Here is a 25438-nt window from a genome sequence, read left to right on the forward strand (position 1 = left end):
ATGAAACATAATGTTACAGCCTTTGTTCTAACCGGTATTCTGTGCCCGCTTCTGGCGGCCTGCGGTCAACCAGCGAAAGAGGCGGACACGTTCTCCGCGGCGAAACCATCCGCTTCAGTCTCTAATGAATCAAGCAACACCGCATCGGTATCAGCCCAGTCCAGAATCATCACTGACTTGGACGGCAACACGGTCAAAATACCGGCCGCCTCGGAAATTAAGCATATCGTCATAATAAGTCCTCCGGTTATGTCGTTTGTTATTAAGAATCTCCCGGATACCGGCATGATTGTTGGAATCAATTCCCGCTCGTTTACAACATCCAACACGGAAATCGTGAAAAAAGTGTTTCCTGACTGGAAGAACGTTAATACGTCTTTTATCGATTCCAGCTTCGCAGTCAATAAGGAATCCCTGATGGAGCTTCACCCCGATATTATCTTCTACTATGGAAACGTACAAAAAAGAGGACTTAAAAATATAGACATTCCATCTGTTGATTTCTTTTCAAAACAGTTGAATGATCCCGAAGAAGTTTCCATTGCATGGGATAAGCAGATCTGCGAAATTTTAGGGCAGGGTTCTACAAGCAGTTTGCAGGATGAATGGACTACGGCCAATAAAAAGTTATCTGATATTTTGAAAAGCAAAAAAGAAACCAAAACCGCGCTTTGCGTTTTCTCAAATACGGCCGGAAAAGTTGTTGTAAGCGGCAGCGATTCGTTCGATTCCTATGCACAGAGCTTTTTTGACAAAGCGGAAATCACAAATGTTGCCGCCAATCTTAACGGTACCTCCGAGGTTTCCATGGAGCAGATTTATAAGTGGAATCCCGATATGATTCTTGTGTTTCATGACTCTCCGGCGCAGGCTATTTTGGAGAATTCTATCGAGGGTCAGGACTGGTCGCTGTTGGACGCCTGGAAAAGCAAAGCGGTCTACGACGTTCCAAGAACCACATACTCCTGGATAACGCCTTGCGCGGATTCCCCGTTGATGCCTTTGTGGCTGGTATCCAAAGCCTATCCCGATTTGCTGGATGAAAACAGCATGGATAGCCTGCTCTCGAGCTATTATCAGCGTAATTACAAGATTGATCTAATCGATTCTGACATCCGCTCAATTTTGGATTTGAGGAAAGCCACAACGCGATGAACAGAGAAAAAAACAAACGCTGCCATAAGGTAACGCTCATTCTGATTCTTCTTTTGACGATCACCGCTGTATGCGCTGTGCTGGTGGGACAATATACGATCGGTCTTACCGACTTTTGCCGGATCATAACGGAAAAAGTAAGAGGTACGCTCGGCGATTCCATGAAAACCTCCGCACACGTCATCTTTCAAGTCCGCATTCCGCGAATTTTGTTGGCGGGCATGGTGGGGGCCGGGTTGTCCATATCCGGATCCGCCTTGCAGGGAACGTTTCAAAACCCGTTAGTTAGTCCCGATTTGCTGGGAGTTTGCTCGGGGGCAGGGTTTGGAGCGGCACTGGGCATTTTGATCGGGAACGGTACTGGTTTGCTGACGCCCGTACTGTCACTTGTATTCGGATTGGTAAGCGTCTTATTGGTGTTCTTTTTTGCGGGTGTGAGCAGCCGTTCAGAGACGTTGTCCGTTATATTGGGAGGAATCATAGTTTCCTCCATTTTTACGGCGTTGATTTCTTTCATCAAATATGTCGCGGATTCCTCTGAAACACTCCCTGCCATCACATTCTGGCAGATGGGGAGCTTTGCGAACGCAAGCTATCACGATATTGGGATTTCCTTTGTCCCCATTGCCTTCGGAATAATCGGGCTGCTTTTGCTGCGCTGGAAAATCAATCTTCTTTCCCTTGGGGACGAAGACTGCAGCACACTCGGCATAAATCCAAACCATACCCGCTGGATGGTGATCCTGTTCACGACTCTGACAACCGCCGGATGCGTAACGGTCTCCGGTGTAATAGGCTGGGTGGGCCTTGTGATTCCGCACATTTGCAGAAAAATCGTAGGGGTAAATCACGGTTATCTGCTTCCGACCTCTTGCCTTGTAGGAGCGATTTTCATGATTCTTGTCGATACCGTTGCGCGGAATCTGACATCGGCTGAAATTCCCATCGGGATTCTCACCGCCTTGATTGGCGCGCCTTTCTTCGCGGCTATTTATCACAAGCGGAAAAAGGTTGGATAATTAGTAAAGACGAAGTGAGGAACGAATATGATTTTAGAAGTTTATAACGGCTGTTTTGAATATACGCAAGGGCAGCCTGTTTTGCAAAATATTGCTTTTCATTTGGATTGCGGACAAATTATGGCGGTCATGGGCAGAAACGGCATTGGCAAGACCACTTTGATCAAGTGTATTGTCGGAATTTTAAAATGGAATCGAGGATATTCCACGGTGGATGGGGTGAGAAGTCAGGTCGGCAAACCCATGAAAAGCGTAGGGTACGTACCGCAGGCCCACAAAGTTTCCTTTTCCTACTCGGTAAGAGATATGGTTGTGTTCGGCAAGGTCGGACATCAATCTTATCTGGCGGTTCCCGGAGATAGCGACTATGCTCTTGCAGACCAAATTCTTGACAAAGTGGGCATTTATGACTTGCGGAATCATTCCTGCAATGAGTTAAGCGGTGGACAGTTGCAGCTTGTTTTTATTGCAAGGGCCTTAATCAATTCCCCCAAGCTCCTTGTCTTAGATGAACCGGAAGCGCATCTGGATTTTCGCAATCAAATCAGGCTGATCAAATTGATCAAGAATGTCGTATCAGATAATAACATTGCCTGCATCATCAATACGCATTACCCAAATCATGCGTTGAGAATTGCCGATAAGTGTTTTTTATTGGGAGAGCAGGACTATATAGAGGGCCGAACCCTTCAGATCATGACAGACGATAATATCCAAAAATATTTTGGTGTCTATTCTCATGCCTATCAGTTTCAGTATAAAGACGAAAACATTACTGCATTCACATTTTTAGATGAAGTATAATTCCTATGCCTTAATAATTTTGAGGTTGCCCGCCCAACAAAAAACTTTTCCCCTTCCGAACTTCCGGGCTTGGAGGGCTTCTCTATGCGAGTCCGGCATGATAGGAACAGGCGGCTTCTGTTTATCAGCGGCCGGGTGTGATGAAGCGGACATTTATCTGCTGCATTTCGCCCGCCTTCTTCTTCGAACAAGTAGTATTACTTTGCAGCTTGCTTTTCCTGCCTTTATGAAACATACTGTATGGGAAGATTAAGCTGCCAAAATAAACACTATTGATAAAAGCGCATGAAGCATGTAATTTAAATCCTGTTTAAATTTATGTTTTAATATAATGAATGTCCGTGAAGGGGGGAGTACCAATGAATAAGATCCTCGTTGTTGACGATGATTCCAACATCCGCGAATTGATCCGGCTGATTCTGAAAAAAGAGGGCTTTGAAGTGACAGAGGCCACAGATGGAAAAGACGCACTGGAAAAGATTGAAAAGAACAAGATCGATTTAGCTGTGCTGGATATCATGATGCCGAAAATGGACGGCTGGGAATTTTGTAGAGAGGCCAGAAAGTTTTGGGACCTTCCGATTCTCATGCTGACCGCCAAGGGAGAAACAAGTCAGAAGGTAAAAGGCTTTGAGCTCGGCGCGGACGATTATCTGACAAAACCGTTCGAACCGGCAGAGCTTACCGCGCGTGTGAAAGCCCTGCTGAAACGCTGCCATATAGCCGCCTCAAAGATCATTGAACTCGGAAAAATAACGATTGATCAGAACCAATACATGGTAAGAACGGAAACAGAAGAAATCACGCTGCCGCTCAAGGAATTCGACCTGCTGTTTATGCTGGCCGGCACCCCCGGAAAAACGTTTTCACGGGACCGGCTGATTGAGGATATCTGGGGATACGATTTTGATGGAAACGAGCGTACGCTGGATGTGCACATCGGACGGCTGAGGGACAAATTCCCGCCGGATTTGTACGGTTTCAAAATCACGACCATCAGGGGTGTTGGCTACAGGCTTGAGGTGGCAAGATGAAACATGGGGTTGAAGCATATACTCCTGTATCTTATCCTTGCGGCGGCGCTTTTTACTTGTCTGCTGATTGGCGCGTATCTAACGGCGCCTTTATTCGGCGGGGGAATCTCTGTTCAGGCAGCCGCCAGGCAGGCCGCTTATTCGGCTGCCGGATTGCTTCTTTTTGTGTTGCTTTTATTTCTGCATCAGACGATACGCCATTGGATCGCCCATCATACGTGTTATGGGAAAGTGCATAAAAACTCCTACCATACCTTCATCAACGAAATAGAGACCGCTTTGGACAAAATCACCATAGGGGATTTCGAAGCCCGGATCGATAAGGAAAAGTACTCTGATGCCGGATACCATATGTCGGATCTCATCGACAAAATCAATCATATGGCATCTGAACTGGGCGGAATGGAGACGATGCGTCAGGATTTCGTGTCGAATGTTTCCCATGAAATCCAGTCGCCGCTGACCTCAATCAGAGGCTTTGTTTCTTTGCTCAAGGATGACAGCCTGAGCAGGGATGAGCAGCTCCATTATATCGGGATTATCGAGTCTGAGAGCCTGCGTCTGTCGAAGCTCGGTGAAAACCTGCTGCGGCTTTCGACACTGGAATCCGAATGCGCCGAAAGCAATCCGAAAAATTATTCTCTCAGCAGGCAGCTAAAAGACGTGATCCTGCTGCTGGAACCGCAGTGGTCTGCAAAGAATATTGAGGTATCGCTCAGCGAGGAGGCCGCCGATGTTTTTGCGGATGAGGATTTGCTCAGCCAAGTGTGGATCAATCTTCTCAATAACAGTATTAAATTCACTCCTGCCGGAGGAAAAATTATAATCTCTGCCGCAAAGCAAGAGATGCAGACGGAGGTAACGATATCCGATACCGGGATCGGGATGACGGAAGAAACCATGGCGCATGTCTTTGAGCGCTTTTATATGGCGGACAAAGCGCGCAGCAGAAGTGCGGGAGGAAGCGGCCTTGGCTTGTCCATTGTAAAAAAGATCGTCCAGATGCATCACGGCCGGATCGGTGTTGAAAGCAGGCCCGGGGAAGGGACAACCTTCTGGATTGCGATTCCCCAAAATACGGAGTCTGTTTAAACTGCGTTTAAATTCACGCTAAATGGAGTTTAAGAAGGGGTATTAAGATGTAGACAGTAACAGCAAAGGAGGCAATCAAATGAAAACAGGAATAACGGCGACTGGCCATGAAAAATCAAACCTTTCGGGATCACGACAGGGAAACGATAGGATGCCGAAGGTTCTGATTGATTATTTGTTCAGCCTGATAAAAACGGATCGGGAGATATCCGGCTGCCGGCATATTTTCAGACTCGGAAAAGGCCAACTGGGCGGTGAAGAGATTCAGGATATCTTTCACACCGGTGAAAACAAGGCGATTGCAATACACAGGGTGTTCGGTTATAAGCCTCTCGCCGCCGAAATTATCGTGATCTGTGACGGAACGAACTATTATATGTCGCTTTCAAATGATGCGTTTGCCGCAGACGGTCCTACGGATTCCCGTATAGAAACAAAAATGTCTTTTTTAGCGGCTGCGGCCTGTAACATATGAAAAATGAAATCAAATGAATCCTGTGAAAACTACCTCAAAGCGATCTATGAGTTACAAAACCGCCAGGGAGAAGTGCGATCCGTTGACATAGCCAGAATGCTCGGCTATTCAAAAGCAAGCGTTTGCGTAGCCATGAAAAAGCTCACACAAAAAAAGCTGGTAGAGATGAATTCAAAGAAAGAAATCCGTCTGACTGCGTCAGGTGAAAAGGCCGCCGCAGATCTTAAAAAGAAATATACTCTGTTAAAACGCTTGCTCACCTCGGTGCTGGATGTGGATGAACAAACAGCAGCCCAAGATGCCTGTCGGATCGAGCATGTAATCAGCAGCGAGTCTTTAAACCGACTTGAAATGGAATTAATTCGAGACACTCAATTAAAAAAAGCCGGTATTGACAAATGAGTTTAGCTGCTATATGCTGGGATCATGACAAATATAAAATCAAAAAACAGGACAAAGATAAGCTACACTTTTTTAAGGGTAGTCACCAAGTTTTCTGAGATTGACAGGAAGACCCGGTATTACGGCACGGACCAACCCTTATACGAGGCGGAGATCCATATGATCAAATCCATCAAAGAGAACGAGGGAATCCATGTGACGGGTTTGGCCGATATTTTGGGCGTGACGAAAGGCGCGGTTTCCCAAATTATCGGCAAGCTGGAACGCAAGGGGATGATCGTCAAGGATACCGACCCCCGCAATCTGTCAAGACTTTCATTGAGATTGACCCCAAAGGGTGAAACGGCCTATCAATACCACGAAGAGCTGCATCAGGAACTTGACGGGCTTTTCAAAGCCGCGCTTGAAGACGCTACTGAGGAAAATAAGGCGTTTTTGAAAGACTTCCTTAATTCGCTTGATGGAAAACTTGACGTCTATGAAAAAGAAGTGCGTCCAGACCGTTGGCAAAAATAATCGTCCGGCTTCGGCCGGATGATTTCAGGCAAAAGTGTATAGCTGCTACACTGAAACCTGGATTCATAAAAGGCAACGGTATTTATTGAGAATGTGTATAGCAGCTAAACTAATTTTTGAAAGGAACATATATTATGAACGAAAAAGATCAAAAGCTTGAAATGATGCGGAGCGGAAAAGTATCCACCGCATTGCTGAAAATGGGGCTCCCCACCATGATTGGAATGCTTGTCTCAGCGCTGTACAGCATCGTGGACGCCTATTTTGCCGGATGGCTCGGAACTTCGCAGCAGGCGGCAATCGCGGTTGTGTTCCCGATGATACAGATTATCATCGGATTGGGTATGACCTTCGGCACCGGCGCGGGGTCTTTCATTGCGAGACTTCTCGGAAAAGAAGATATGGACGGGGCAAACCGGGCTGCGTCTACAGGAATGTTCACCAGCCTGTTTGTCGGTATTTTAGCAAGTATGGGCTGTCTGTGTTTCCTGGAACCGCTTCTCAGAGGCCTTGGGGCGACGGACACGATTCTTCCTTTCGCAACCGATTATGCCGTTGTGTATATTGGCCTCGCGTTTTTTGACATTTTCAATGTTACCATGAACAACATTGTGACCGCAGAGGGCCGCGCCAAGCTGGCGATGATCTCCATGATGCTCGGAGGCGGTCTGAATGTGATACTGGACCCGGTGTGTATGTTCGGCCTCCATATGGGAATCCAAGGAGCAGCCGTTGCGACTGTGATCTCCCAGGCGGTTGTGTCGGTGATGTTCCTGCGGTATATTCTGGGCAAAAAAGGAACGCTGCGTTTCTCTCTGCGGCTGTATACCCGCAAATGGTATCTCTTCCAGGAGATTTTCAAGGTGGGCATTCCCATTCTTGTCTATCAGCTTTTGTCCAGCGTTTCCATGGGCATGACAAGCTCCGCGGCGAGTACATACGGGGATTCCGCCGTGGCGGCGTTCGGCGACGCGATTCGTCTGATGACACTGGGAACGTATGTGGTGTTCGGTTTTTTGAAGGGCTTCCAGCCGATTGTGGGCTACAATTACGGCGCAAAGAACTATGACCGCGTCAGAAAACTTGTCAATACGACGCTGAAATGGTCAACCATCTTCTGCGTCGTCGTCGCGGCGATTATGCTGATCTTCCCCAGTCAGCTCATGTCCATCTTTACGAAGAGCGACACAGAGCTGATTCGAATCGGCGCATTGTCTCTGCGTGCCAATGGAGTGATTTTTGCCCTCTTCGGCTTCGAGCAGGTCGCGATGGCGGTGTTCCTTGCAATGGGAAAAGGAATGCAGGGCGGTCTTCTCAGCATCAGCCGTCAGGGCCTGTTCTTCATTCCGGCAATGTTGCTTTTGCCAAGGATATTCGGTCTGAACGGTATTGCGTGGGTACAACCTGTTGCCGATGCATTTACAATTCTTCTGGCCGCAGTCTTTATGGTTCAGTTCTACCGGGACTTGCGTCGGCTGAGCGCGGCCAGCGTGCCGGAAGAGGGAGAATAACCGTTTTCTCTATCCGGTAGGCGATTATTAAACTTATCCGTGTTTTCATTATTGTGATTCACGGTCGAAGCTACTGTAAGCCAAAAGAAACGATGGAAAAGCCAATCAAGGCCATCATAAAAATAAAGGAGCATGAGAAAAATGAAAAAGAAAATTATTACAATCAGCAGAGAGTTTGGCAGCGGGGGCAGAACCATTGCAAAGGCGCTGGCAACACGCCTCGGTATTGCATATTACGACAAGGAGCTGGTCAAGCAGATGGCGATTGATACCGGCCTGGATCAGCAATTTGTTTCAGACGAGAGCGATTATGCTCCAAGCAAGAGTATTTTTGCCTATAATTTACAGGAAGGTATGTTGGGTGGGCTGTGTGCGGCGGATATTCTCTGGGATGTGCAGCGCAAAGTGATTCTGCAACTGGCGGATAAGGAACCCTGCGTCATCGTCGGAAGAAACGCGGATTATATTCTGAGGGATCGCACCGATTGCCTGAACGCGTTCATCCATGCCGACACCTCATTTCGATCGGAACGTATTGTAAGGCTTTACGGCACAACGGAAAAGACGCCGGAGGAGCGCTTAAAGGATAAAGACGCCAAACGGCGAATTAATTACAAGCATTTCACCGAAAAGGAATGGGGCATGTCACAAAATTACCATATCTCGCTGAACAGCGGCGTCATCGGCATTGATAAATGCGTGGATATTATCGCTGATCTTTTTACCGGACAAAGCAATTTGAAATAGCAAGTGAAATGTCGTAAACCGGCAAAGAAATAAGTATATGACTGAAAGAAAATTAGGAGGTCATGATGACAAATTTTAAAGAAAGACTGAAAACCTATGGATTGAACAAGGTTCTCTCCTACATGGATTCGAACTACGAACATAAAATTCCAAAAGCTCTCGACTGGCTTGAGCGTTTTGACAAAGAAGGCCAATACGCCGGAGCATATAAAACTGTAAGAGAAGTCATGGCAGTACCTGAAAAGTGTTTTTTCCGATCTTGATGAAGGCTCCAGAAGGATGCTTTTATTATCAATGCATCTATTATTGATTTATCCTATTGGGTAATGGCATTTGTCGGCGTAATTTTTGTACTAAACGGCAGTTTGAATCTAATGAATTATTTGATTTATATTATGATCAGCAAAGAATTTTATAAACCTTTCACCGCTATGGAATCACATTGGATGAATTATCTAAAAGTCACAGATAGTTACCGCAGGATACGTAAAGTACTTGATGCCCAAATAGTGGAAGAACCAAAACAGCCCCTGCAGCCAAAAGGCTCGGACATCGAATTTCGCAATGTTAATTTCTTCTATGAAGAAGATGAATTTGAAATGAAAAACATCAGTTTCAAAATTTCTGCAAATACATTAACTGCGCTTGTCGGAGAGTCGGGCTCCGGTAAAACTACGGTTACCAATCTACTTCTCCGCTTTTGGGATGTACAGGATGGAAGTATTCAAATCGGCGGAGTAGATGTCCGAAATATGAGCTATGATGATTTGCTTGGCTCCATCAGCATTGTTATGCAAAACGTGCAGCTTTTTGCAGATACCATTGAAGGTAATATACGGATTGGAAAGGCCAGAGCAACTAACAAAGAAATTATTGAAGCCGCAAAAAAGGCACGGATTCATGATTTTATTATGAGCCTGCCGCAGGGATATAAAACCGTTATTGGAGAAAACGGCGCTACTCTTTCAGGAGGACAAAAGCAGAGAATTTCCATCGCAAGAGCTTTTTTAAAGGATGCTTCCATAGTAGTACTGGATGAAGTGACAAGCAATGTAGATCCTGTTAATGAAGCTTTAATCCAAGAAGCTATCTCTGAGCTTACCAAGAACAGAACAGTTCTTGTAATTGCCCATCATCTAAGCACCATTCGTTCGGCAGATCAGATACTGGTGTTTAGAAAGGGAGAAATCGTGGAACGCGGCAGCCATGAAGAATTATTAAACGAGGGTGGCTATTATAATAAACTTTTCGATGCTCAGTCATTTAAAGAAAAAACAATCGACACTGAAAAAGGACTAAGCATAATGAATAGGCGTATATATGGCAATGTGTAAAAACAGCAATTTTCAGCCGGTAGACGTATGTCTTTTATAGAAATATGAACAAAGCATGGCGCTACCCGCCAACAAAAAAACGTGAGTTTGGCGGGTCAGTTTTTATGCCTGAATAAACAATTTCCTTCTTTCCCTCCAAGCTCACAAGTTTGGAGGGTTTTCTTATGCGCGTTCAATATACGTTGAGTTTCAGGCGACCGCTGCCAAGCAGCGGCCGAGCGTGATGAAGCGGACTACAATCTACTGCTCATCGCTTTTTTAACTGGTAGACTGTCAAAAAAAGCCTGTGCTTCTCATGGGAGAGGTATGAGCATAGACACGAACCAGTAGAGCAGGTATTTTGCGAAATAATTTATAGGAGCGCACTCATGGGCATCAATGCTCACCGATGTGCTCCTTTTTTATTATATGCTATCACTCCCCACTGCCGGGCCCCACCGTTTGTTCTTCATTTCCGGATTTTAACAATCACGAAATGGAGGACAAGCCCTATGGCAAAGTATCAGAAAAAGACAAATTACCGAGAGAAGTATCCCGGTTTGAGCGAAGAAATTATTGAGGTCTTGGAGAAAAGCGATCGGCAGATGGAATATCTGCAGTATGACATCAAAGTCGAGCGATGCCGGATCAACTCTGTCAGCGGCGCTGTTACATATCTCCCCAGCCGGGAGGACTCCTATGAACGGCTTCTGGAAGAAAACAGGCATTCATTTTATGACCATCCATGACAGAAAGATAATAATTCTTAGCAAATTAAAAAAGCTGATGGAAAAGTAGAAATTTTTCCGTGCAGCCCCCTCGCTCAACGGGTAAGTAAGTGAGGGGGTTTTTCTATTCCCTCGTTGTTCCTTGAAAATTTCATATCCGGCAGCATAAATACATGATCTGTCCGGCCGTGATGAGCGGCAGCGAAATGACGGGCGCGCCAGGACTACCTGCGGATGGGTGACAGACATCCGTCGAACCGACGGCATCGAAGGCGACGAGCGGGAAGGCCCGGTCATAAAACAGCCTGTGGTGGGCTGTTTCGCAGTGAAACGGACAGTGCCAACGCTACTTCCGTCCAGCCACAGATTCAAGCAATGGGGGCGGCTCGGTGAGAACCACGGAGAGGTGAAATTTTTATGGCGTTTGCTTAACCGGCAAACCGTTTATGCTGCCGCCCTAGCTTCGGGAAGCAATGCCGAATAGAAGCATCAGACCAATAAAATGAAGAACAAGCTTACTATAGATTTGAGGGACAGCCATGTCCAACCGGCTGTCCCTTGTTACATACAGTGGCGGAGGTGCTTGGCATGAATATAAGCAGAGGAGATGTTTTCTATGCGGATTTGATGCCGGTCATCGGGTGCGAGCAGGGCGGCATCCGCCCCGTCCTTATTATTCAAAACAATATCGGGAACCGATACAGCCCCACCGTAATCGTTGCAGCCATCACCAGCCGCATGGAAAAGATTTCTTTGCCTACCCACGTGCCGCTGACGGGAGAGCATATCGGACTTCGGCAACATTCCATCGTAATGCTGGAGCAAATCCGCACCATTGACCGCTCCCGCCTGCGCGCGTATCTGGGCCGCATCGGCGGCGAGTGCCTTCGGAGTGTTGACGAAGCCCTGGGCGTCAGCCTGGGGCTTTTTATCAGACAAGCTGAGAGTAAGGAGGAGCAGTATGAAACGAGCATGGCTTTATTACCGCATAGACGCGCCGGAGGATCGAAACGGCGCGCTAAAGAAGCAGGAAAAGCAGCTTTATGATTTTGCGGAACAGTTGGGATATCAAGTTGCAGGAGTAAGCGTTGATCTTGATCAGAATACGGGATTGGAGAAGCTGAAACAGGATGCCGACGTGAAACGTTTTGATGCTCTCCTTGTCACCAGCCTGTTCCATATTCATCGTGACCGCCGTCAGGCGCTTGCCTGGGTGCATGAATTTCAAAGCTTTGGAATTGAAGTCTTTTCTCCTTTGGAAGGACATATTTCCGCAGGGGAGGGTTTGATATGATTGCCGTTTCCGAGCGGGTGTATCTCTCCATGTTCAGGGATGAGCCGGAGGTCTTCACGGTTCCGGAAGCCGCAAAATTGCTGCGTATCGGTATCAATCAGACCTATCGCTTGGCACGGAGCGGCCGATTGGGGAGCATCCGGGTGACTAACAAGGTACTGGTCCCCAAACTGTCCGTTGTGGCGTTTCTGGTCGAAAATAACCCGTGCAGGTTTGTACCGTTTGACACCTGGCTTTCTCCGTCTGAGTGTGGTATTGTGTGTACTGCCGACGGCAGTACCGGAGAAAGCCACGCGAAAGGAGAACGGAAATGAAACGAATCACAGGCCGTTTGGCCACGAAAAATCAGAAATGGTACGCCGTATTAAATTTGTATGACACAGATGGAGTCCGCAAGCAAAGATGGGTCAGTCTTGACCTGGAGGACAAGCGCGGCACGAAAACGGAGGCCAACCACCGGCTTGCCGAGGTATTGGCGCAGTACAACGTCGGGGATTTATACCTTCAGGAAAACATGACCCACGCGGAACGGGAACGCAACCGGATCGCCAATATGTTGGTGGAAAATTATCTTCTGGAATGGCTGGAGCAGCACAAGCCCAATATTTCAAGCTCTACCTACCTGAATTACAAGAGAATGATCAACGGCAGGATGACAGCTTTTTTCAAACCGATGAAGTCAAGGTAAAGGAGGTCACCGGCGACGAAATCAACGCCTACTACACGACGATTCGCGCAGACGGGCTGAAAGGTACAACGGCGCAGCGTCACCACGCCATGCTGCACAGGGCTTTCCAACAGGCCGTTAAGCGGCGCATCATTCCTTCAAACCCATGCCAGCAAGCGGATCGTCCCAAATCAGTGCCTTTTATCGGAAACTATTACAACGCCGAGGAGCTAAAAGAGTTTCTGAACTGCGTCGAAGGGGACTCGATCCGTTTGGTCATCATACTGGCTGCCTACTACGGTTTGCGCCGCAGCGAGGTACTGGGGCTGAAGTGGTCAGCGGTGGATTTTACCGCCAAGACGGTCAGCATCCGGCACAAGATTCTGGAGGAAGAAACCAAGAACGGCGTCGTGCTCAAGGGCTACGACGTGATGAAAACGAAATCCTCTTACTGCACTCTGCCACTGATCTTCCATGTAGAGGAGGAACTTCTGGCGGAAAAGGTGAGGCAGGCGGAAATGCGAAAGGTTATGCGCGGTTCCTACAGCAAGGAATACACGGAGTACATATGCGTAGACGCGCTGGGCAGGCTGATTACCCCGCAGTATGTCAGCAACCATTTTCAGGTGATTCTCAAAGAAAACGGCTTGCGAAAAATACGCTTCCACGATTTGCGTCACAGCTGTGCCTCGCTTCTGCTGGCAAACAATATTCCCATGAAGATGATTCAGGATTGGCTGCGGCATTCCGATATGGCGACCACCGCCAACATCTACTCGCACATCGACAGCTCCAGCAAGCTGGCCAGTGCCAACATGATTGAAGAAGTGCTTGGAGTGACCGAAGACCAGGATAATCCGGAGAACGACAAGGACGAAAAACCGGAATAAACTCTCCGAAGGTTCGAACCCACGCAATGTCGCAGAAGGCTTTCCCATCTTGCAGTTTTCTTGCAAAAAAGCTTAGAAAAGCCGCGAATCCGCTTGCCTCGATTTCTACCAAAGTGGGGGAAGTAATGTGAAAGCAGGCATAAAAATGTCCTAAAAGCCCGGAAAGTCCGGGCTTTTAGGACGATTGTGGCGGAGAGGATGGGATTCGAACCCATGTGACGTTGCCGTCAAACTGATTTCGAGTCGTTGAAACCGAATGCTCACGGGTGCCTTTGGTGCGCTTTTTGGTGCGCTTGACCTGAGCCCCGAAAACTGAGCCAATAGAAAAGTTAGTCACAATATGATAAAATGCAGATGGAGTGATTAACATGAAGAAACGGTTCAGTGAGGAACAGATCATCAGGATTCTAAAAGAACATGAAGCAGGTAAAAAAGCGACGGATATTGTTCGAGAATATAATATTTCTGAACAGACATTTTACCGTTGGAAAAGCAAATACGGCGGGATGGATGTCAGCGAAGCAAAGCATTTAAAGCAACTGGAAGAAGAAAACCGCCAATTAAAAGAACTAGTGGCAAACCTTACTCTGGATAATCACATTCTAAAGAACGTCCTCGCAAAAAACGGATAAAGCCTGCCGAGAAGCGTCACATTGCGGAAGAGATACAGCAAACGTACCAGCTAAGTGAGCGCAGAGCGTGCAGGCTGTTGGATTTTGGCCGAAGCAGCAAACGATATGTTCCGGTGGATAAAACAGAAGATAAAGAAATAACAGACCGGTTAACACAGTTGGCAAGTCGATGGAAACGCTTCGGCTACCGGCGTTTGCATGTTATGCTCCAACGGGAAAACGTCTATATCAACCATAAAAGAACATACCGACTGTACAAAGAAGCCGGATTGACCTTGAAAAAGCGGAGTAAAAAGAAGAAATACGAAAAGCGTGGAATGCCGGACAGAACATCCCTGTTAGCAAATTCCAGATGGTCAATGGATTTTGTTTCTGATCGTACCCGATCCGGAAACCACATTCGAGTCTTAACTGTAATTGATGAAGCCACACGGGAATGCCTAGCGTTGGAAGTGGACAGCTCCATCACAGGGAAAAGAGTTGCAGCCGTACTCAACCGCATTGCCCTGTTTCGCGGCCTTCCCAAAGAGATTCTAACGGACAATGGTTCTGAATTCACAGGGAACGCACTAAACGTATGGAGTTACGACCACCATGTAGAACATGTTTTTACTGATCCCGGTCACCCGACCCAAAACGGATATATCGAAAGTTTTAATGGAAAGCTTCGGGATGAATGTTTAAACCAAAACTTGTTTAAAAATCTCTATGAGGCCAAAGAAATCATTGAAGACTGGCGAAATGAATATAACCACCTTCGCCCACACAGTTCTCTGGATAATTTGACGCCGGCAGAATACGCCATGAAAATCTCAGGTGATTACTAACTTTCTATCTGGACGGCTTTTGGGGGCAGGTCACGCTGAAAACCGCCACAAACGGCGTACTGATGCGGGTTCACGGGCACAAACGCTGATCGGAACACATGTTTACAAAATGACCGCCAAAAGCACGTTTTCAGGATAACTGTTAGCAAAGTGTTAGCAAGAATAACTTAATAAGGTCTTGCCTACGGTTCAGCCGCCCTCCGGGGCGGCTCATATTAATTATTGTAACTTTGATAAAGTTACAAAGAACCTAATAATCCTTTTGCCTTTTCGACTTCGCAGAGTTTATTCCCATTACTTATTACATCAGTTAATAATTTTTTGGCCTCAATCGTTCGCCCTTGTTTTAAGTATAACTTTGCGAGAGAAAATTTACCTAAAATTAAACCCCTTTTGGTCCGTGACGAAGCAATCATTTTGCAAAAAAATTCTTCACACTCATCCGTTTGGTCTGTTAAAAGTTTTTGCTCAAAAATATTAGCTTGATATATGTTATAAAATAACTTTTTATAGTCTTTACTGATATTTGCGTTTTCTATCATTAGTTTCATTTTATCCAACATAGCCTCAGCTTTTTGGTTTTCATTGTTTTCAAGATACGCACTTGCCAGATTGTTATAATAGAGAATTTTGTAATGCTTCGGAAACGCTTTATATTTGTCAACATCAATTGAATTTAACAACTCTAAAGCGCCTTGTGTATCTCCCAGCGATAGAATACCAGCACTTTTATTAATAAGTAAAGTTTGTCTCGTAATTCTTGAATTACATGCATCTAATAGTCTATCAATTTCTTTCAGAAACAAATCTGGGTCGCAGGCATTTTCCTGTAAATCAATCGCATATTTGAGTTTGTGCATATATAAAGAATTTGTTGAACAGTATACAAGAACTACTAATACAATAATGATAAAAACAACAGGCCAAAAGGGCAAGTTGCTTTCAGCAAAAACAATAGCAATTGGCATAGCAATAGCTATTGGAATTATAAATAGAAAGAACTTGGAGTATTTGAGAAAAATCATTTTGTGTTCCTCTCTTATCTTCGATTGATAAAGGTTCCTGTTGTAAAACAATTATACCATAAATTCTATGGTGGTAATTAGATTTAATACAATTTTATAGATCATGTCTTGCCTATATTTACAAAAGAGTTTAAGCAGACTTATACTTTGGCTGCATTAGATTTGGTGTCTGTATCCCCTCTTATGATGGGAATTGAATTTTATTTTTGGTCTTATTACAACTCGGCTAAGGCTATATTCTGCAAGGAATTATTAAATCAGTGAAACTTTTATAGAAATATTAAATATGCGGAATATCTTTGCTTGATAGTTGAACAGCCCTTTGGGGCGGTTGCTTTTTGCCTGTCGAAACCGGTCGGAATTATTCTAACACTTTTCGTTGACGAGAATGGTTAGAATGTGTTAGAATGTGTGTTAGAACAAACAAGGAAGTGAATACCATGCAGTTTGCTGAGAGCGCGACGCTTGAATTAAAGCGTCAGGTTGTTGATGATATCCGCAAAACGGTTATTGCCTTTGCCAATACGGAAGGCGGAACCATTTATATCGGAGTTGACGATGACGGCTCCATCGTCGGTGTAGAAGACACAGATGGTGAGATGCTGAGGTTATCCAACATGATTCGAGACGCTGTTAAGCCGGATGTTACGATGTTTGTTTCCTACTCATGCGAAGAAGAGCAGGGCAAAAAGATTATCGCGGTGACTGTGCAAAAGGGCACGGAATGCCCCTATTATCTAAGCTCAAAAGGATTGCGGCCGGAAGGCGTGTTTGTTCGGCAGGGCGCTTCATCCGTGCCGGCAACTGAGAACGCTATACGCAGAATGATCAAGGAAACAGACGGAGACAACTTTGAGGCGATGCGCTCACTCAACCAGATTCTGACGTTTGAAGCAGCGGCACGCGAATTTGAAGTTCGGAACGTTCCGTTCGGGGACAGCCAATTTAAAACCCTAAGGCTGACAAACGAGGACGGCCTTTATACGAATCTCGCTCTGCTGCTTTCGGATCAATGCGGTTACACCATAAAAGCCGCCGTGTTTGAGGGTGCAGGGAAAACGGTTTTCAAAGATCGGCGGGAGTTTGGCGGCTCATTGCTCAAACAGTTGAACGATGCGTATGCATTTATTTCACAGTATAACAAGGTTCATGCAGAGTTTTCAGGTCTATATCGCAACGACCGGAAGGATTATCCCGAAGAGGCACTGCGTGAAGCTTTATTGAATGCGCTGGTGCACAGGGATTATTCCTACAGTGCCAGTATGCTGATCAGCATCTTCGACGACCACATGGAATTTGTTTCGGTAGGCGGTCTTGTCAAGGGCATTTCTCTTTCTGATATTATGCTGGGCGTTTCCGTGACGCGTAATGAAAGGCTGGCAAATGTTTTTTATCGTCTGGCGTTAATCGAGGCGTATGGAACGGGCGTGCCAAAAATCATGCAAAGTTATCAGGGATACCCTGTTCAGCCAAAATTCGAGGTTACGGACAATGCTTTCAAAATCACGCTGCCGAATCAGAACGCAATACAAGGGGGTACGCATCTCTCTGACACGGAAATGAAGCTCGTTAAATTGGCAGGCAGCAAAGGAAAGATTGCACGCAAGGATGTAGAAGCGGAGCTTGGAATTTCGCAGACGATGTCCGGGCGGCTGCTCAAGAGTATGGTTGTCAAAGGGATTCTTCAGACAGTCGGTAGCGGAAAAAATACAGGATATGTATTGAATAAACAGTAAAATCACAAAATGATGATCTTGTTTATTTAATTATCAGTATTACCGTTTAAAAGTACTTTTGTCACGGGGTACCATATTGCTTTCTTGATAACTTGCTCCGTTTCTTCCCAAGGGAGATTCATAAAGTCGAGCGTCTTTTCGTCGGAAAACAGAGACGAACAGTAGGCTGGCAGCACATTCTCCGGCACTATCCCTATGTAATCCTTACCCAAAAGCATTGCGGCCAGTTCTATAGCGTTATCCAAATAAATCGGCAAGCCATGTTCCGAAAGCACCAAGTAAAACTTGACGGTTTCTACCGAACGGCCCACGCTGGAGCCGGCCAACCGGAGCCACCAACCTTTTCCGTCGTGGTGGACGTACAATGAAATGTGTGTGGAATTGCCGCCGCGACAAACCTCCCAAGGGTGCCCGCCTTGATGTGCTTTGCTATGGTACCATGTGCTGAACGCTTCGGCAGACGATCCATCCAGCTCTGACAGTCCTTCGTCCCGTCCGTCAGCATGGGTATAATATAACTCTTTTGACGTCAATTTTTCTGTGCCTTCATAACCATTTGCTTCGTAACCCAACCGGCAGCAGTTGAAAAATAAATCGGCTGTCATCTCGGACAAGCGGGTCAATGGTTTATCAGACGGCTGCTCATTGATCAGCGAAATGAACTGGTTGATTTCATTAGGCTTTATATCTTTGAGATACGCCGTTTTTTCATCGGGGAAAATCCGCCAGTAGTTTTCCCGAAGAATTTTTCCAATGCGCTTGCGGTAGGGCAGATTATTACGCACATATTCGTTGTATGCGCCTCTTTTGAGAGAAGCTATCGTATCATTCACGGCTCTCAACAGCCAACCGGCAAGCTCAGATTTATCGCAAGGATATTGCCGCTGCAGCTCCGACTCCGGCAGAATCTGTAATACCAGCTTGCCGCTTATAAAGACCGAGCAGTTATCCTTGTAAACCATTGTAGACAGCAGATACCACTTTTGCGGATCCGGATATTCTGAAAGCCACAACTCCTCAAATTCCTCACGGCTTTCCACTTCGCCGTCTTCCAGATAAACTTTGTAATCTCCGAATTCCTCAATCGACCCTCGCGGGGCTGTTAACCATAATTTTCTTTGTTCGTCTTCGCCACAAGCGGCTATGGATTGTAATTTTCGGAAGAGTTCATTAACCAGAGCTTTTGTCCGGCCATCCGAAATTTCATATAGCTTTTCTGCCTGATAGATCAGATTATCCGCTTTTGGTGCGGACAGCGACTTTACGGATTGACTGTCCTTATTCATTAGCGCCCTCCTTTGAACTATAGGGAGCATCACATAAGAAATCGTTCATTACATTTTAACGCACGGCCGATACACAGTAAATATGCAGCTTAGCAAAAAAATATAAAATCGTGCGATCATTCGGAACCATCCGGGAGGAAGGTTCCTTTTTTATTTGCGGAGGTGCAGAATGAAGATATCCAGCCGGAACAGCAGGACACCGTTCGTGATGGTGGATAAGGCCGTGCTGATGAACGAAACGCTTTCCGTCTATGACAAGGTGATCTACTGCATCCTCTGCGCTTACGCCGACAAAGACAGCCGGAGCTGTTTCCCATCTTATCAGACTATCGCGCGCAAAACCGGATGTTCGCGCCGTAAGGCCATTTCCGTTGTTGCCCATCTGGAGGAACTCGGCCTGATCGAGAAAAAGGAACAGCGCAATGCAATCGGAGACAGTACCAGTAATCTTTACACGATTAAGCCGATGGATGTGTCGGCGGAGCAGAGTGGTGAAACCAGTGCTCTGGATGACGAACAACTGGCTTTGCCAAGTGAACGCGAGATACCCGCACAATACTTGTTCAAACAAAAACAGTTAGATGGAACTCAATCTTCCACTTATCGTTCGGAAGCGTTTGACAGACTGAAAGAACAGATCGAGTACGATTACTTCGAAGAAAACTTTCCTAACCGCATCGGTTTTATTGACAGCCTGCTTGGCTATATGCTGGAGCTCAGGCAGGAGGGACGACCGGATATCCGCCGTCTGCTCGACAATGTGGACAGCTCTGTGATCTTCGAATTTCTTGAGGAGATGAAAGGAAAAAACTTTGCTGGAGTGCGGAATGTCGGTGCGTATATCAAAAAGAGCTTCGCTGAATTTCTGCGGGAGCGGGAGGTGCTGATGGCAACGCTGGAGTAAAGATTATTATTCTGCTGTTCACATAAAGTCGTGCAATACTGACCACATTGGCCGTTTGATACGCGTCTCGTTCCTGAACGGTAAAGGGAATGTTTTCACCCCAGAAGGCTCCCAAAATGTCCTGCTGACCGCTTTCCTCCGGCTTTTGCACCATTGTATCACCTTTGCGTGGCAAAACATAAATCTATAGAGTTATGTCAGCGTCCAGCATACTTTCCTGCTCGACGGTTACGCCCGTTCGCAGAATCGCGGCGATCCCATCCCGAATGACCGTGTTGTCCGTTCCGGATTGAAATTGCTCCAGACGATGCAGATACTCAGCATTCCTGGATTTCCCGGTTTTAAGATAGCGGTACAATTCTGAGGAACCCATTCGGTACGGGCGAAGATTTGGAACAATGTTTCTCCGCAGGCGCTCCAGCATCTGAAAACCGCCCAGATCCAGGTCGCCCCAAAAATAGAAAAGCGTATCCTCTTTTGCGTCTTGCATAATTTTTCGAAACAGACAACCATGCGGCGGAGAGTAAAAGCCGCCGTGATGGATCAGCAAAACCTCGGAAGGAATGCCCCTCAATACCAGAGCTCGATAATTGGTTCTGTTTTCGACAAAATAGACGCGGCGGATTCCGTCAAGGCGGATGTCCTGAACATCTGCGAGCGTTTCAGACTGCAGGCAAAACCCGCGCGCAAACAGTGCAGTCGGGACGGAAACGCCTTGCACGGTCAGGGCAATATCCCCACAGAACTCAAAGATTTCAGGATAGCGCAAAATGCCGATCTGTGCCAGCACCTCGTTATCCGTGAGCCTTTCATCGCTTTGGCAAGAATAAGCGACGATATCCGGCTCATAGCGACGGGCAATGGAAAGCAGAAATCTCAGCAACTCCCGCTCAAGATGCTTGGAATCCTGAAAACATTGTACGCTGAGGACGCGCATCAGCTGAGACTCTTTTTCCGAAGCCCTCAAGGCCGAAAATAGATCTTTCACAAGGCCGGGTTTTTCCGGAAGCAGGCGGCTTGCACGAAATGTTTCCCTCAGCCGAGTCTGCTCGTCTTCGATGAAGCGGCGAACCCAAGCGCGGCCGCTTTGCGCATACGCATCGTCAAGAACCTCCTGCAGCTCCCGCGCCTGCAACGATACCGGCGAGCGTTCGGCAACCCGATAAGCATTTGGCAGTCCGTCCAGATTCAAAAAAACCTTTTCAATCAACCATCCCTCATAGCCTTTTTGATATTGAAAAGTCACGAGGCCTGCCGACTGCATCTTCCCGATCGCCATATTGACCTCTTCCACTCGCTCTCGCCGGTTTTGCTGATAATAGGGAAATTCGGCCTCATTTAACGAGATGCCGATGCGTTTGTTGGAATTTTTCCCGGGAAGGCAATGCGCGCTACGCTCGTATTTATCCAGCAGCCGGTTTAACAGTTCGTTCTGAATATTCATTGCGCCAGGCCCTTCCGGTAAGCGGAGAGCACGGAGGTCTGATCATCCGGCTTCGTGACGACCCATGTGCGTTCCACCAGCGGCGCGATATAGGCGGCGCGGTCCGTCGGGGCGACGACGATGCTCTGGAAGCCGATCTTCTTGAGCATTAGCACGCACTCTTCGATGCGGCTGGTGTCGATTTTATCGAACGCCTCGTCAAACACCACCAGCCGCATGCTGTTCTCGTTCTGATTGACCCGGTAAGTTTTCATCAGTGAAGCCAGAATGGCGATATAAAAAGGGGTCTGACGTTCTCCGCCGGATTTACTGCCCATGCTGCGGCTAAGCGGATGTTCCTTTCCCTCAGCATCCACCTCGACCAGATCAAATCTAAGGTAGGTCTGAAAGGATTTATATTTTTCAATGTTTTCTTCAATCTGTCGGCGGTTAGTGGCGTCAGTATCTTCGGAGGAGATCAGCTGGAACAGCGTTTTAAGCAAAGGTTCGTACTCCTTTTGCGTATCCCGCTGCATAAATGTGTAGAGGCTGAGCCCATCCAAGCTGGTGTTCATAATGAGATCATAGTACCTCCGCAGATCGGCGTTTTCAGTCGGTTCGCATTTGAAACGGTACTGCACCCGTCCAAAGGTGTATTCCGCCAGCGTTTTATTCAGACTGCCGATTTCCAGCCGAACGTTGTCGATATTCCGCTTGATCTGATTGATAAATTCATTGCGAAAAATCTCCTCCGCACGGTCACGCGCTCGCGCTACTTTTTCCTGAAACTGCGCAATTTCAACTTTTTGCACTGCATCGTAGGCAACTTTCCATTCGTCGCTCGCGATATCGTCGCTCAATGAGGCCTCCTGATGGGCGCCGTTGTACTTTTGTACTTGCTCCCGAAAAGCTTTCGACAAAGAACTCAGCGCCTGTTCGGTCTGGCCTTTGGCGGGAATAAATGCCTGTTTGAGCTTTTCGGCTTTCCCTTTCTGGGCAAGCTCCCTTTCATACCGGGCAGAAAGAGAACTTGTAAACTCCTGCTCATCCCGATAAGCGGCTTCAAACGCATCGGATTTTTCCCGGAAGCGGGGCCGAAGCGTTTCGATCATTTCTTTTGCCTGCCGGATGGCCTGCTTTCGTTCGCCGAGCTGAGTCGCGTAATCCGTCAATTCCTTCCGGATTTCCTGGAGTCTCTTCTCGGTGGCCTTCTTCTGATTTCTGAGAGAATCTTCAAAGCTCGTATCCAGCAGATTCAGCTTTTGGGCCAGTTCGTCCGCTTTTCGGTCAAGTTCCGGAACACCCCGCAGGTCGCTTGCCGATTTTGCGAGAGTCTCCAGAAAATCGGGGTTGAATTCTGTCTCCTTCAAAATCGGATCCGTCATCCGCAGTTGCTCTTTGAGTGTTTGTAGTATATCGCGCAGCTCGGCAAGCCGCTGCCGGGTCGCCTCAATCTGCTGTGAAATGCTGCTTTGACCAATAAAATGGAGACGCCACAGCTTTTCTTCCATGCGTGCCGTGCTGTAGCTTTTATAAAGCATGCCGTCTTCCGTTACGGCAGTGCGTCTGCCGTCGACTTCCTCTATTTTCTCCACGCATTCTACGCGGCCGAGTAGGTAATCGACGTAGGCCCGTGCAAACGGATTTTCCGTTACAATGACACGCGCGAGACTGTTCGAGTAGACGTCCGGGTGTTCCTGCCGGATACTGTGGGTATTGACGATATTGTAGCGGGTGCAAGCATTTTCGCGGCTGTATTTTTTGAACAGACGGACAGCCGCACGGTAGCAATCCGGCTCGATGAAGAGATAAAATTTCTGCCGGGCGAGGTATCCCTCAATGGCGTTCGCCCAGTGTGGATCCTGAATATCGATCAGGTCTGCAAGAATGTTCACGGATATTGGGCGATCGAACTGTGCCGACAGTTCTCTTTGCAAAAAGGCGCGAAGTTGCAGCAAATCCAGCATATATTGCTTTTTCCCGGCTTCCAGTTGGCGCAGACGTTCTTCCGCTTCCTGCTGTTCGGAAAGCAGACGGGCATGCTCTTCTTCCCATTGGTTTTTTTGCCTGCGGATATCCTCCGTCAGGCGATTCAGCGCAGTCACATGTTCCTGAAAGCGGGTTGCGTTAAAGTTTGCGAAGGAGTTCAGATCAAGCTGCTGCTGTTGTCCGAAAAAGCTGGATTCCCGTTCCGTCGCGGGCCAGTCGAGTGAAAGAAACACCTTTGCTTCCTGCAGCCCGTTTAACTGTCGGTGCCATCCGGCGCTGCGCTGCCGAAAAGCGTTCAAGCGGTTCGTTCCATAAGCCCGAACCTCCTGAATTTTCGCGTTCAACTCGCCAAGCTGGTGCTCGAGTTCTTTGCGTGGCCCTTCCGCCTGAGCCAGCTGCGTAACTAAAAGTTCATGCTTTTTGGAGACTTCTTTTTCCTCGTTCGATTTCTCAGCTTGGCTTTCTAAAAGGCCCTGATGTTCTTTCTCCTGACGATCCCTCAGATTCTCTTGTCCCGCGATGGATTCCCAAAGGATGTCCACATCCGCGCGATCCAGAAAATACTGTTCTTCCTGCAGCCGGGAGAGCCTGTTTTGGTAGGCTTCGTGTGTCTGGCTGATCACACTGAGTTCTTGCTTTTTTTGTTCAAATTCCTGCATTTGCTGCTGCATCCGCTGATATTCGCGAATGGCGGTCTTCATTTTTTCTACGTCGATGGTATCTTCGATATGGCAGATATTGTGGACGATGAAGTCGTCAATACGGTTGAGCGGAACATATGCCACAGCCGTCCGGAACACGGAGAAGAAATTTTCATCGAATATCTGCAGACGGTACAGCAAATCCTTACGATAGGCAGTATTTGTCTGCGGCCAGTGGATCGGTAAACGATTCTGCTTCGCAAAAGATGAAAACTCTTCCATGCTGCGGGCGACGCGGCGGCCGTTCAGCGCCCATTCCTGTTTGAAAGAGCAGTCGGCGATGAAGTAGCTGTAATCTGGCCGGTCCTGATCGGCTTCCAGATCAAAGACAATGCCGAAGCAAAAATCTTCGTTTCTCAGATCGTCGAAGAAGTCCAGCGCAAGATAGGAGCTGAACCCCTTTGCCGCTCGCTTTTCTCCGCCATCGTACGCTCCGCGCAGATAGGTGGCGATGGTGCGGTCCGATTTGTTGCCCGTGGCGGATTTATTATAGAAATTTCCGTTGACCTCGCCGAGCATCAGAATTTGTATTGCGTCGACGATGGTGGATTTCCCCGAGCCGGTGATGCCGGTCAGCAGATTGGAAGCGCCGAAATCGATGGATTGCGGAGGATAATACATCCAATTGATCATGTGAAACTTTTTCATCCAGATCATTCCGATACCTCCTCGCTTGTGGCGGCGGCCTGTTCCTCCGGCAGCGACTCCAGCAGACGCTTGACCTTTGGTGCCGATATCGCGCACAGAATGGAAGGCATAATCGCAAGTTGGGTGTCCGGCTCCGTCAGTTTCCCGGTGATGCGGGTAATGATGTTTTTATTTTGCAGCGTGCGGAGCGCCCGCTCCCGCTCCTGCCGGCTGACCGGTTCGAGCGCGTCGAGCGTCGACAGCTTTTCGAGCAGTTCCTGTACGGTGGCAAAAACCTCACCGGAGGCGGACGCCCGCATCTTCTTTTCATCATATAAAAGCCGCAGGCCAAACAGATAATAGCTCTCCGTTTTGGTCAGAGTGACTTTTGTGGACGGATAGAGGCTGGTGAGATAGATGACGCCCGCCTGCGTGTCCTGGTTCAGCTTCCAGCCGCATTGCTCCAATAGTTCGGCCACGCAGTCGAAATTGAGGGATAAAAACGAATAGTCCGGGTTTGCCCTGCGCAACGTGTCGTTCGGCGCAAAAACAAACTCCAAAATGTAATTTTCGTCAAACAGCTTATGGCAAAGTTCTCTGATTTCCTCCCGCGTTTCGGCGCTTTCCTGATCAATCCGCAA

At 47.3% G+C, this 25438-nt stretch carries 24 protein-coding genes and 2 pseudogenes; 21 read left to right on the top strand and 5 right to left on the bottom strand.

Translation table 11 applies throughout. The annotated features are described in order from the left end of the window. The 19 genes and pseudogenes from HCR03_RS13900 to HCR03_RS13990 all read left to right on the top strand — a co-directional run bounded on the left by HCR03_RS13900 (nt 1) and on the right by HCR03_RS13990 (nt 15106). A complete protein-coding gene (locus HCR03_RS13900) occupies nt 1–1155 on the top strand; it encodes an ABC transporter substrate-binding protein (RefSeq protein WP_156990844.1) in 1155 nt (384 codons plus the stop codon). Further along, nucleotides 1152–2174 carry a FecCD family ABC transporter permease gene (locus tag HCR03_RS13905; RefSeq protein ID WP_156990843.1) on the top strand — a complete coding sequence of 341 codons (1023 nt, stop codon included), beginning with the start codon at nt 1152–1154 and terminating at the stop codon, nt 2172–2174. Before HCR03_RS13900 ends, HCR03_RS13905 begins: the two co-directional genes overlap by 4 nt. 27 nt (nt 2175–2201) lie before the next feature. Next, nucleotides 2202–2978, top strand: coding sequence for an ABC transporter ATP-binding protein (locus HCR03_RS13910; RefSeq protein WP_187034774.1), 777 nt, complete (start codon nt 2202–2204; stop codon nt 2976–2978). A 359-nt stretch (nt 2979–3337) separates the two neighbouring features. Beyond that, complete coding sequence (locus HCR03_RS13915) at nt 3338–4012, top strand: response regulator transcription factor (protein ID WP_187034776.1); 675 nt, start codon at nt 3338–3340, stop codon at nt 4010–4012. Nucleotides 4013–4015: 3 nt separating this feature from the next. Next, nucleotides 4016–5104, top strand: coding sequence for a sensor histidine kinase (locus HCR03_RS13920; RefSeq protein ID WP_187034778.1), 1089 nt, complete (start codon nt 4016–4018; stop codon nt 5102–5104). A gap of 79 nt (nt 5105–5183) precedes the next feature. Further along, nucleotides 5184–5579, top strand: coding sequence for a hypothetical protein (locus HCR03_RS13925; protein WP_187034780.1), 396 nt, complete (start codon nt 5184–5186; stop codon nt 5577–5579). Between the two features lie 3 nt (nt 5580–5582). After that, nucleotides 5583–5981, top strand: a complete 399-nt coding sequence (locus HCR03_RS13930; RefSeq protein ID WP_187034782.1) for a metal-dependent transcriptional regulator — start codon at nt 5583–5585, stop codon at nt 5979–5981. Between the two features lie 159 nt (nt 5982–6140). Continuing rightward, entirely contained in the window at nt 6141–6497 is a 357-nt protein-coding gene (locus tag HCR03_RS13935) for a MarR family winged helix-turn-helix transcriptional regulator (protein WP_267459186.1), read from the top strand. 134 nt (nt 6498–6631) lie between these two features. Beyond that, entirely contained in the window at nt 6632–8008 is a 1377-nt protein-coding gene (locus HCR03_RS13940; RefSeq protein ID WP_187034786.1) for an MATE family efflux transporter, read from the top strand. A 141-nt stretch (nt 8009–8149) separates the two neighbouring features. Beyond that, a complete protein-coding gene (locus tag HCR03_RS13945; protein WP_187034788.1) occupies nt 8150–8755 on the top strand; it encodes a cytidylate kinase-like family protein in 606 nt (201 codons plus the stop codon). A 62-nt stretch (nt 8756–8817) separates the two neighbouring features. Continuing rightward, nucleotides 8818–9018: a hypothetical protein gene (locus tag HCR03_RS13950; RefSeq protein ID WP_187034790.1), complete on the top strand. Its 201-nt coding sequence runs from the start codon at nt 8818–8820 to the stop codon at nt 9016–9018. Nucleotides 9019–9057: 39 nt separating this feature from the next. Further along, nucleotides 9058–10089 (top strand): annotated as a pseudogene (locus tag HCR03_RS13955) (ABC transporter ATP-binding protein); the annotation flags it as partial. Between the two features lie 491 nt (nt 10090–10580). Next, on the top strand, nt 10581–10817 hold the full coding sequence (locus HCR03_RS13960) for a hypothetical protein (protein WP_228724971.1): 237 nt from the start codon (nt 10581–10583) through the stop codon (nt 10815–10817). A 567-nt stretch (nt 10818–11384) separates the two neighbouring features. Beyond that, nucleotides 11385–11723, top strand: a pseudogene (locus HCR03_RS13965) (type II toxin-antitoxin system PemK/MazF family toxin); the annotation flags it as partial. A gap of 34 nt (nt 11724–11757) precedes the next feature. Beyond that, the gene (locus HCR03_RS13970) at nt 11758–12090 is read left to right on the top strand and encodes a recombinase family protein (protein ID WP_187034794.1); all 333 of its coding nucleotides are present in this window, start codon (nt 11758–11760) and stop codon (nt 12088–12090) included. Then, nucleotides 12087–12404: a helix-turn-helix domain-containing protein gene (locus HCR03_RS13975; RefSeq protein ID WP_156990833.1), complete on the top strand. Its 318-nt coding sequence runs from the start codon at nt 12087–12089 to the stop codon at nt 12402–12404. Before HCR03_RS13970 ends, HCR03_RS13975 begins: the two co-directional genes overlap by 4 nt. Continuing rightward, complete coding sequence (locus HCR03_RS13980; protein ID WP_156990832.1) at nt 12401–12778, top strand: tyrosine-type recombinase/integrase; 378 nt, start codon at nt 12401–12403, stop codon at nt 12776–12778. Before HCR03_RS13975 ends, HCR03_RS13980 begins: the two co-directional genes overlap by 4 nt. After that, nucleotides 12670–13647, top strand: a complete 978-nt coding sequence (locus HCR03_RS13985; protein ID WP_187034796.1) for a tyrosine-type recombinase/integrase — start codon at nt 12670–12672, stop codon at nt 13645–13647. The genes HCR03_RS13980 and HCR03_RS13985 overlap by 109 nt, the downstream gene beginning before the upstream one ends. Nucleotides 13648–14015: 368 nt before the next feature. Further along, nucleotides 14016–15106, top strand: a protein-coding gene (locus HCR03_RS13990) for an IS3 family transposase (RefSeq protein WP_407926813.1) whose coding sequence is annotated in 2 segments (ribosomal slippage) — nt 14016–14274 and nt 14274–15106 — 1092 coding nt in all. Because the reading frame shifts where the segments join, the coding sequence is not laid out codon by codon here. A 239-nt stretch (nt 15107–15345) separates the two neighbouring features. On the opposite strand, the gene HCR03_RS13995 is transcribed toward HCR03_RS13990, so the two are convergent. Then, complete coding sequence (locus tag HCR03_RS13995; RefSeq protein WP_187034798.1) at nt 15346–16131, bottom strand: tetratricopeptide repeat protein; 786 nt, start codon at nt 16129–16131, stop codon at nt 15346–15348. A gap of 440 nt (nt 16132–16571) precedes the next feature. Here HCR03_RS13995 and HCR03_RS14000 point away from each other — a divergent pair, with 440 nt between their 5' ends. Beyond that, nucleotides 16572–17867 carry an RNA-binding domain-containing protein gene (locus HCR03_RS14000; RefSeq protein WP_187034800.1) on the top strand — a complete coding sequence of 432 codons (1296 nt, stop codon included), beginning with the start codon at nt 16572–16574 and terminating at the stop codon, nt 17865–17867. 26 nt (nt 17868–17893) lie between these two features. On the opposite strand, the gene HCR03_RS14005 is transcribed toward HCR03_RS14000, so the two are convergent. Then, nucleotides 17894–19153: a hypothetical protein gene (locus tag HCR03_RS14005; RefSeq protein WP_187034802.1), complete on the bottom strand. Its 1260-nt coding sequence runs from the start codon at nt 19151–19153 to the stop codon at nt 17894–17896. Nucleotides 19154–19322: 169 nt separating this feature from the next. On the opposite strand from HCR03_RS14005, the gene HCR03_RS14010 reads away from it, so the two are divergent. Beyond that, the gene (locus HCR03_RS14010) at nt 19323–20057 is read left to right on the top strand and encodes a helix-turn-helix domain-containing protein (protein ID WP_187034804.1); all 735 of its coding nucleotides are present in this window, start codon (nt 19323–19325) and stop codon (nt 20055–20057) included. 184 nt (nt 20058–20241) lie between these two features. Here the strand turns inward: HCR03_RS14010 and HCR03_RS14015 are convergent, their stop codons facing one another. The 3 genes from HCR03_RS14015 to HCR03_RS14025 are packed head-to-tail and all read right to left on the bottom strand — an operon-like array spanning nt 20242 to nt 25438. Beyond that, nucleotides 20242–21501 (bottom strand): Wadjet anti-phage system protein JetD domain-containing protein, encoded by a 1260-nt coding sequence (locus HCR03_RS14015; RefSeq protein WP_187034806.1) that lies wholly within the window; start codon nt 21499–21501, stop codon nt 20242–20244. Then, nucleotides 21498–24827, bottom strand: a complete 3330-nt coding sequence (locus HCR03_RS14020; protein WP_187034808.1) for an ATP-binding protein — start codon at nt 24825–24827, stop codon at nt 21498–21500. Before HCR03_RS14020 ends, HCR03_RS14015 begins: the two co-directional genes overlap by 4 nt. Continuing rightward, a complete protein-coding gene (locus HCR03_RS14025) occupies nt 24824–25438 on the bottom strand; it encodes a DUF4194 domain-containing protein (protein WP_187034810.1) in 615 nt (204 codons plus the stop codon). Before HCR03_RS14025 ends, HCR03_RS14020 begins: the two co-directional genes overlap by 4 nt.

This window comes from Caproicibacter fermentans (genome assembly GCF_014303955.1).
In the GTDB taxonomy this organism is placed as follows: Bacteria; Bacillota; Clostridia; order Oscillospirales; family Acutalibacteraceae; genus Caproicibacter; species Caproicibacter fermentans.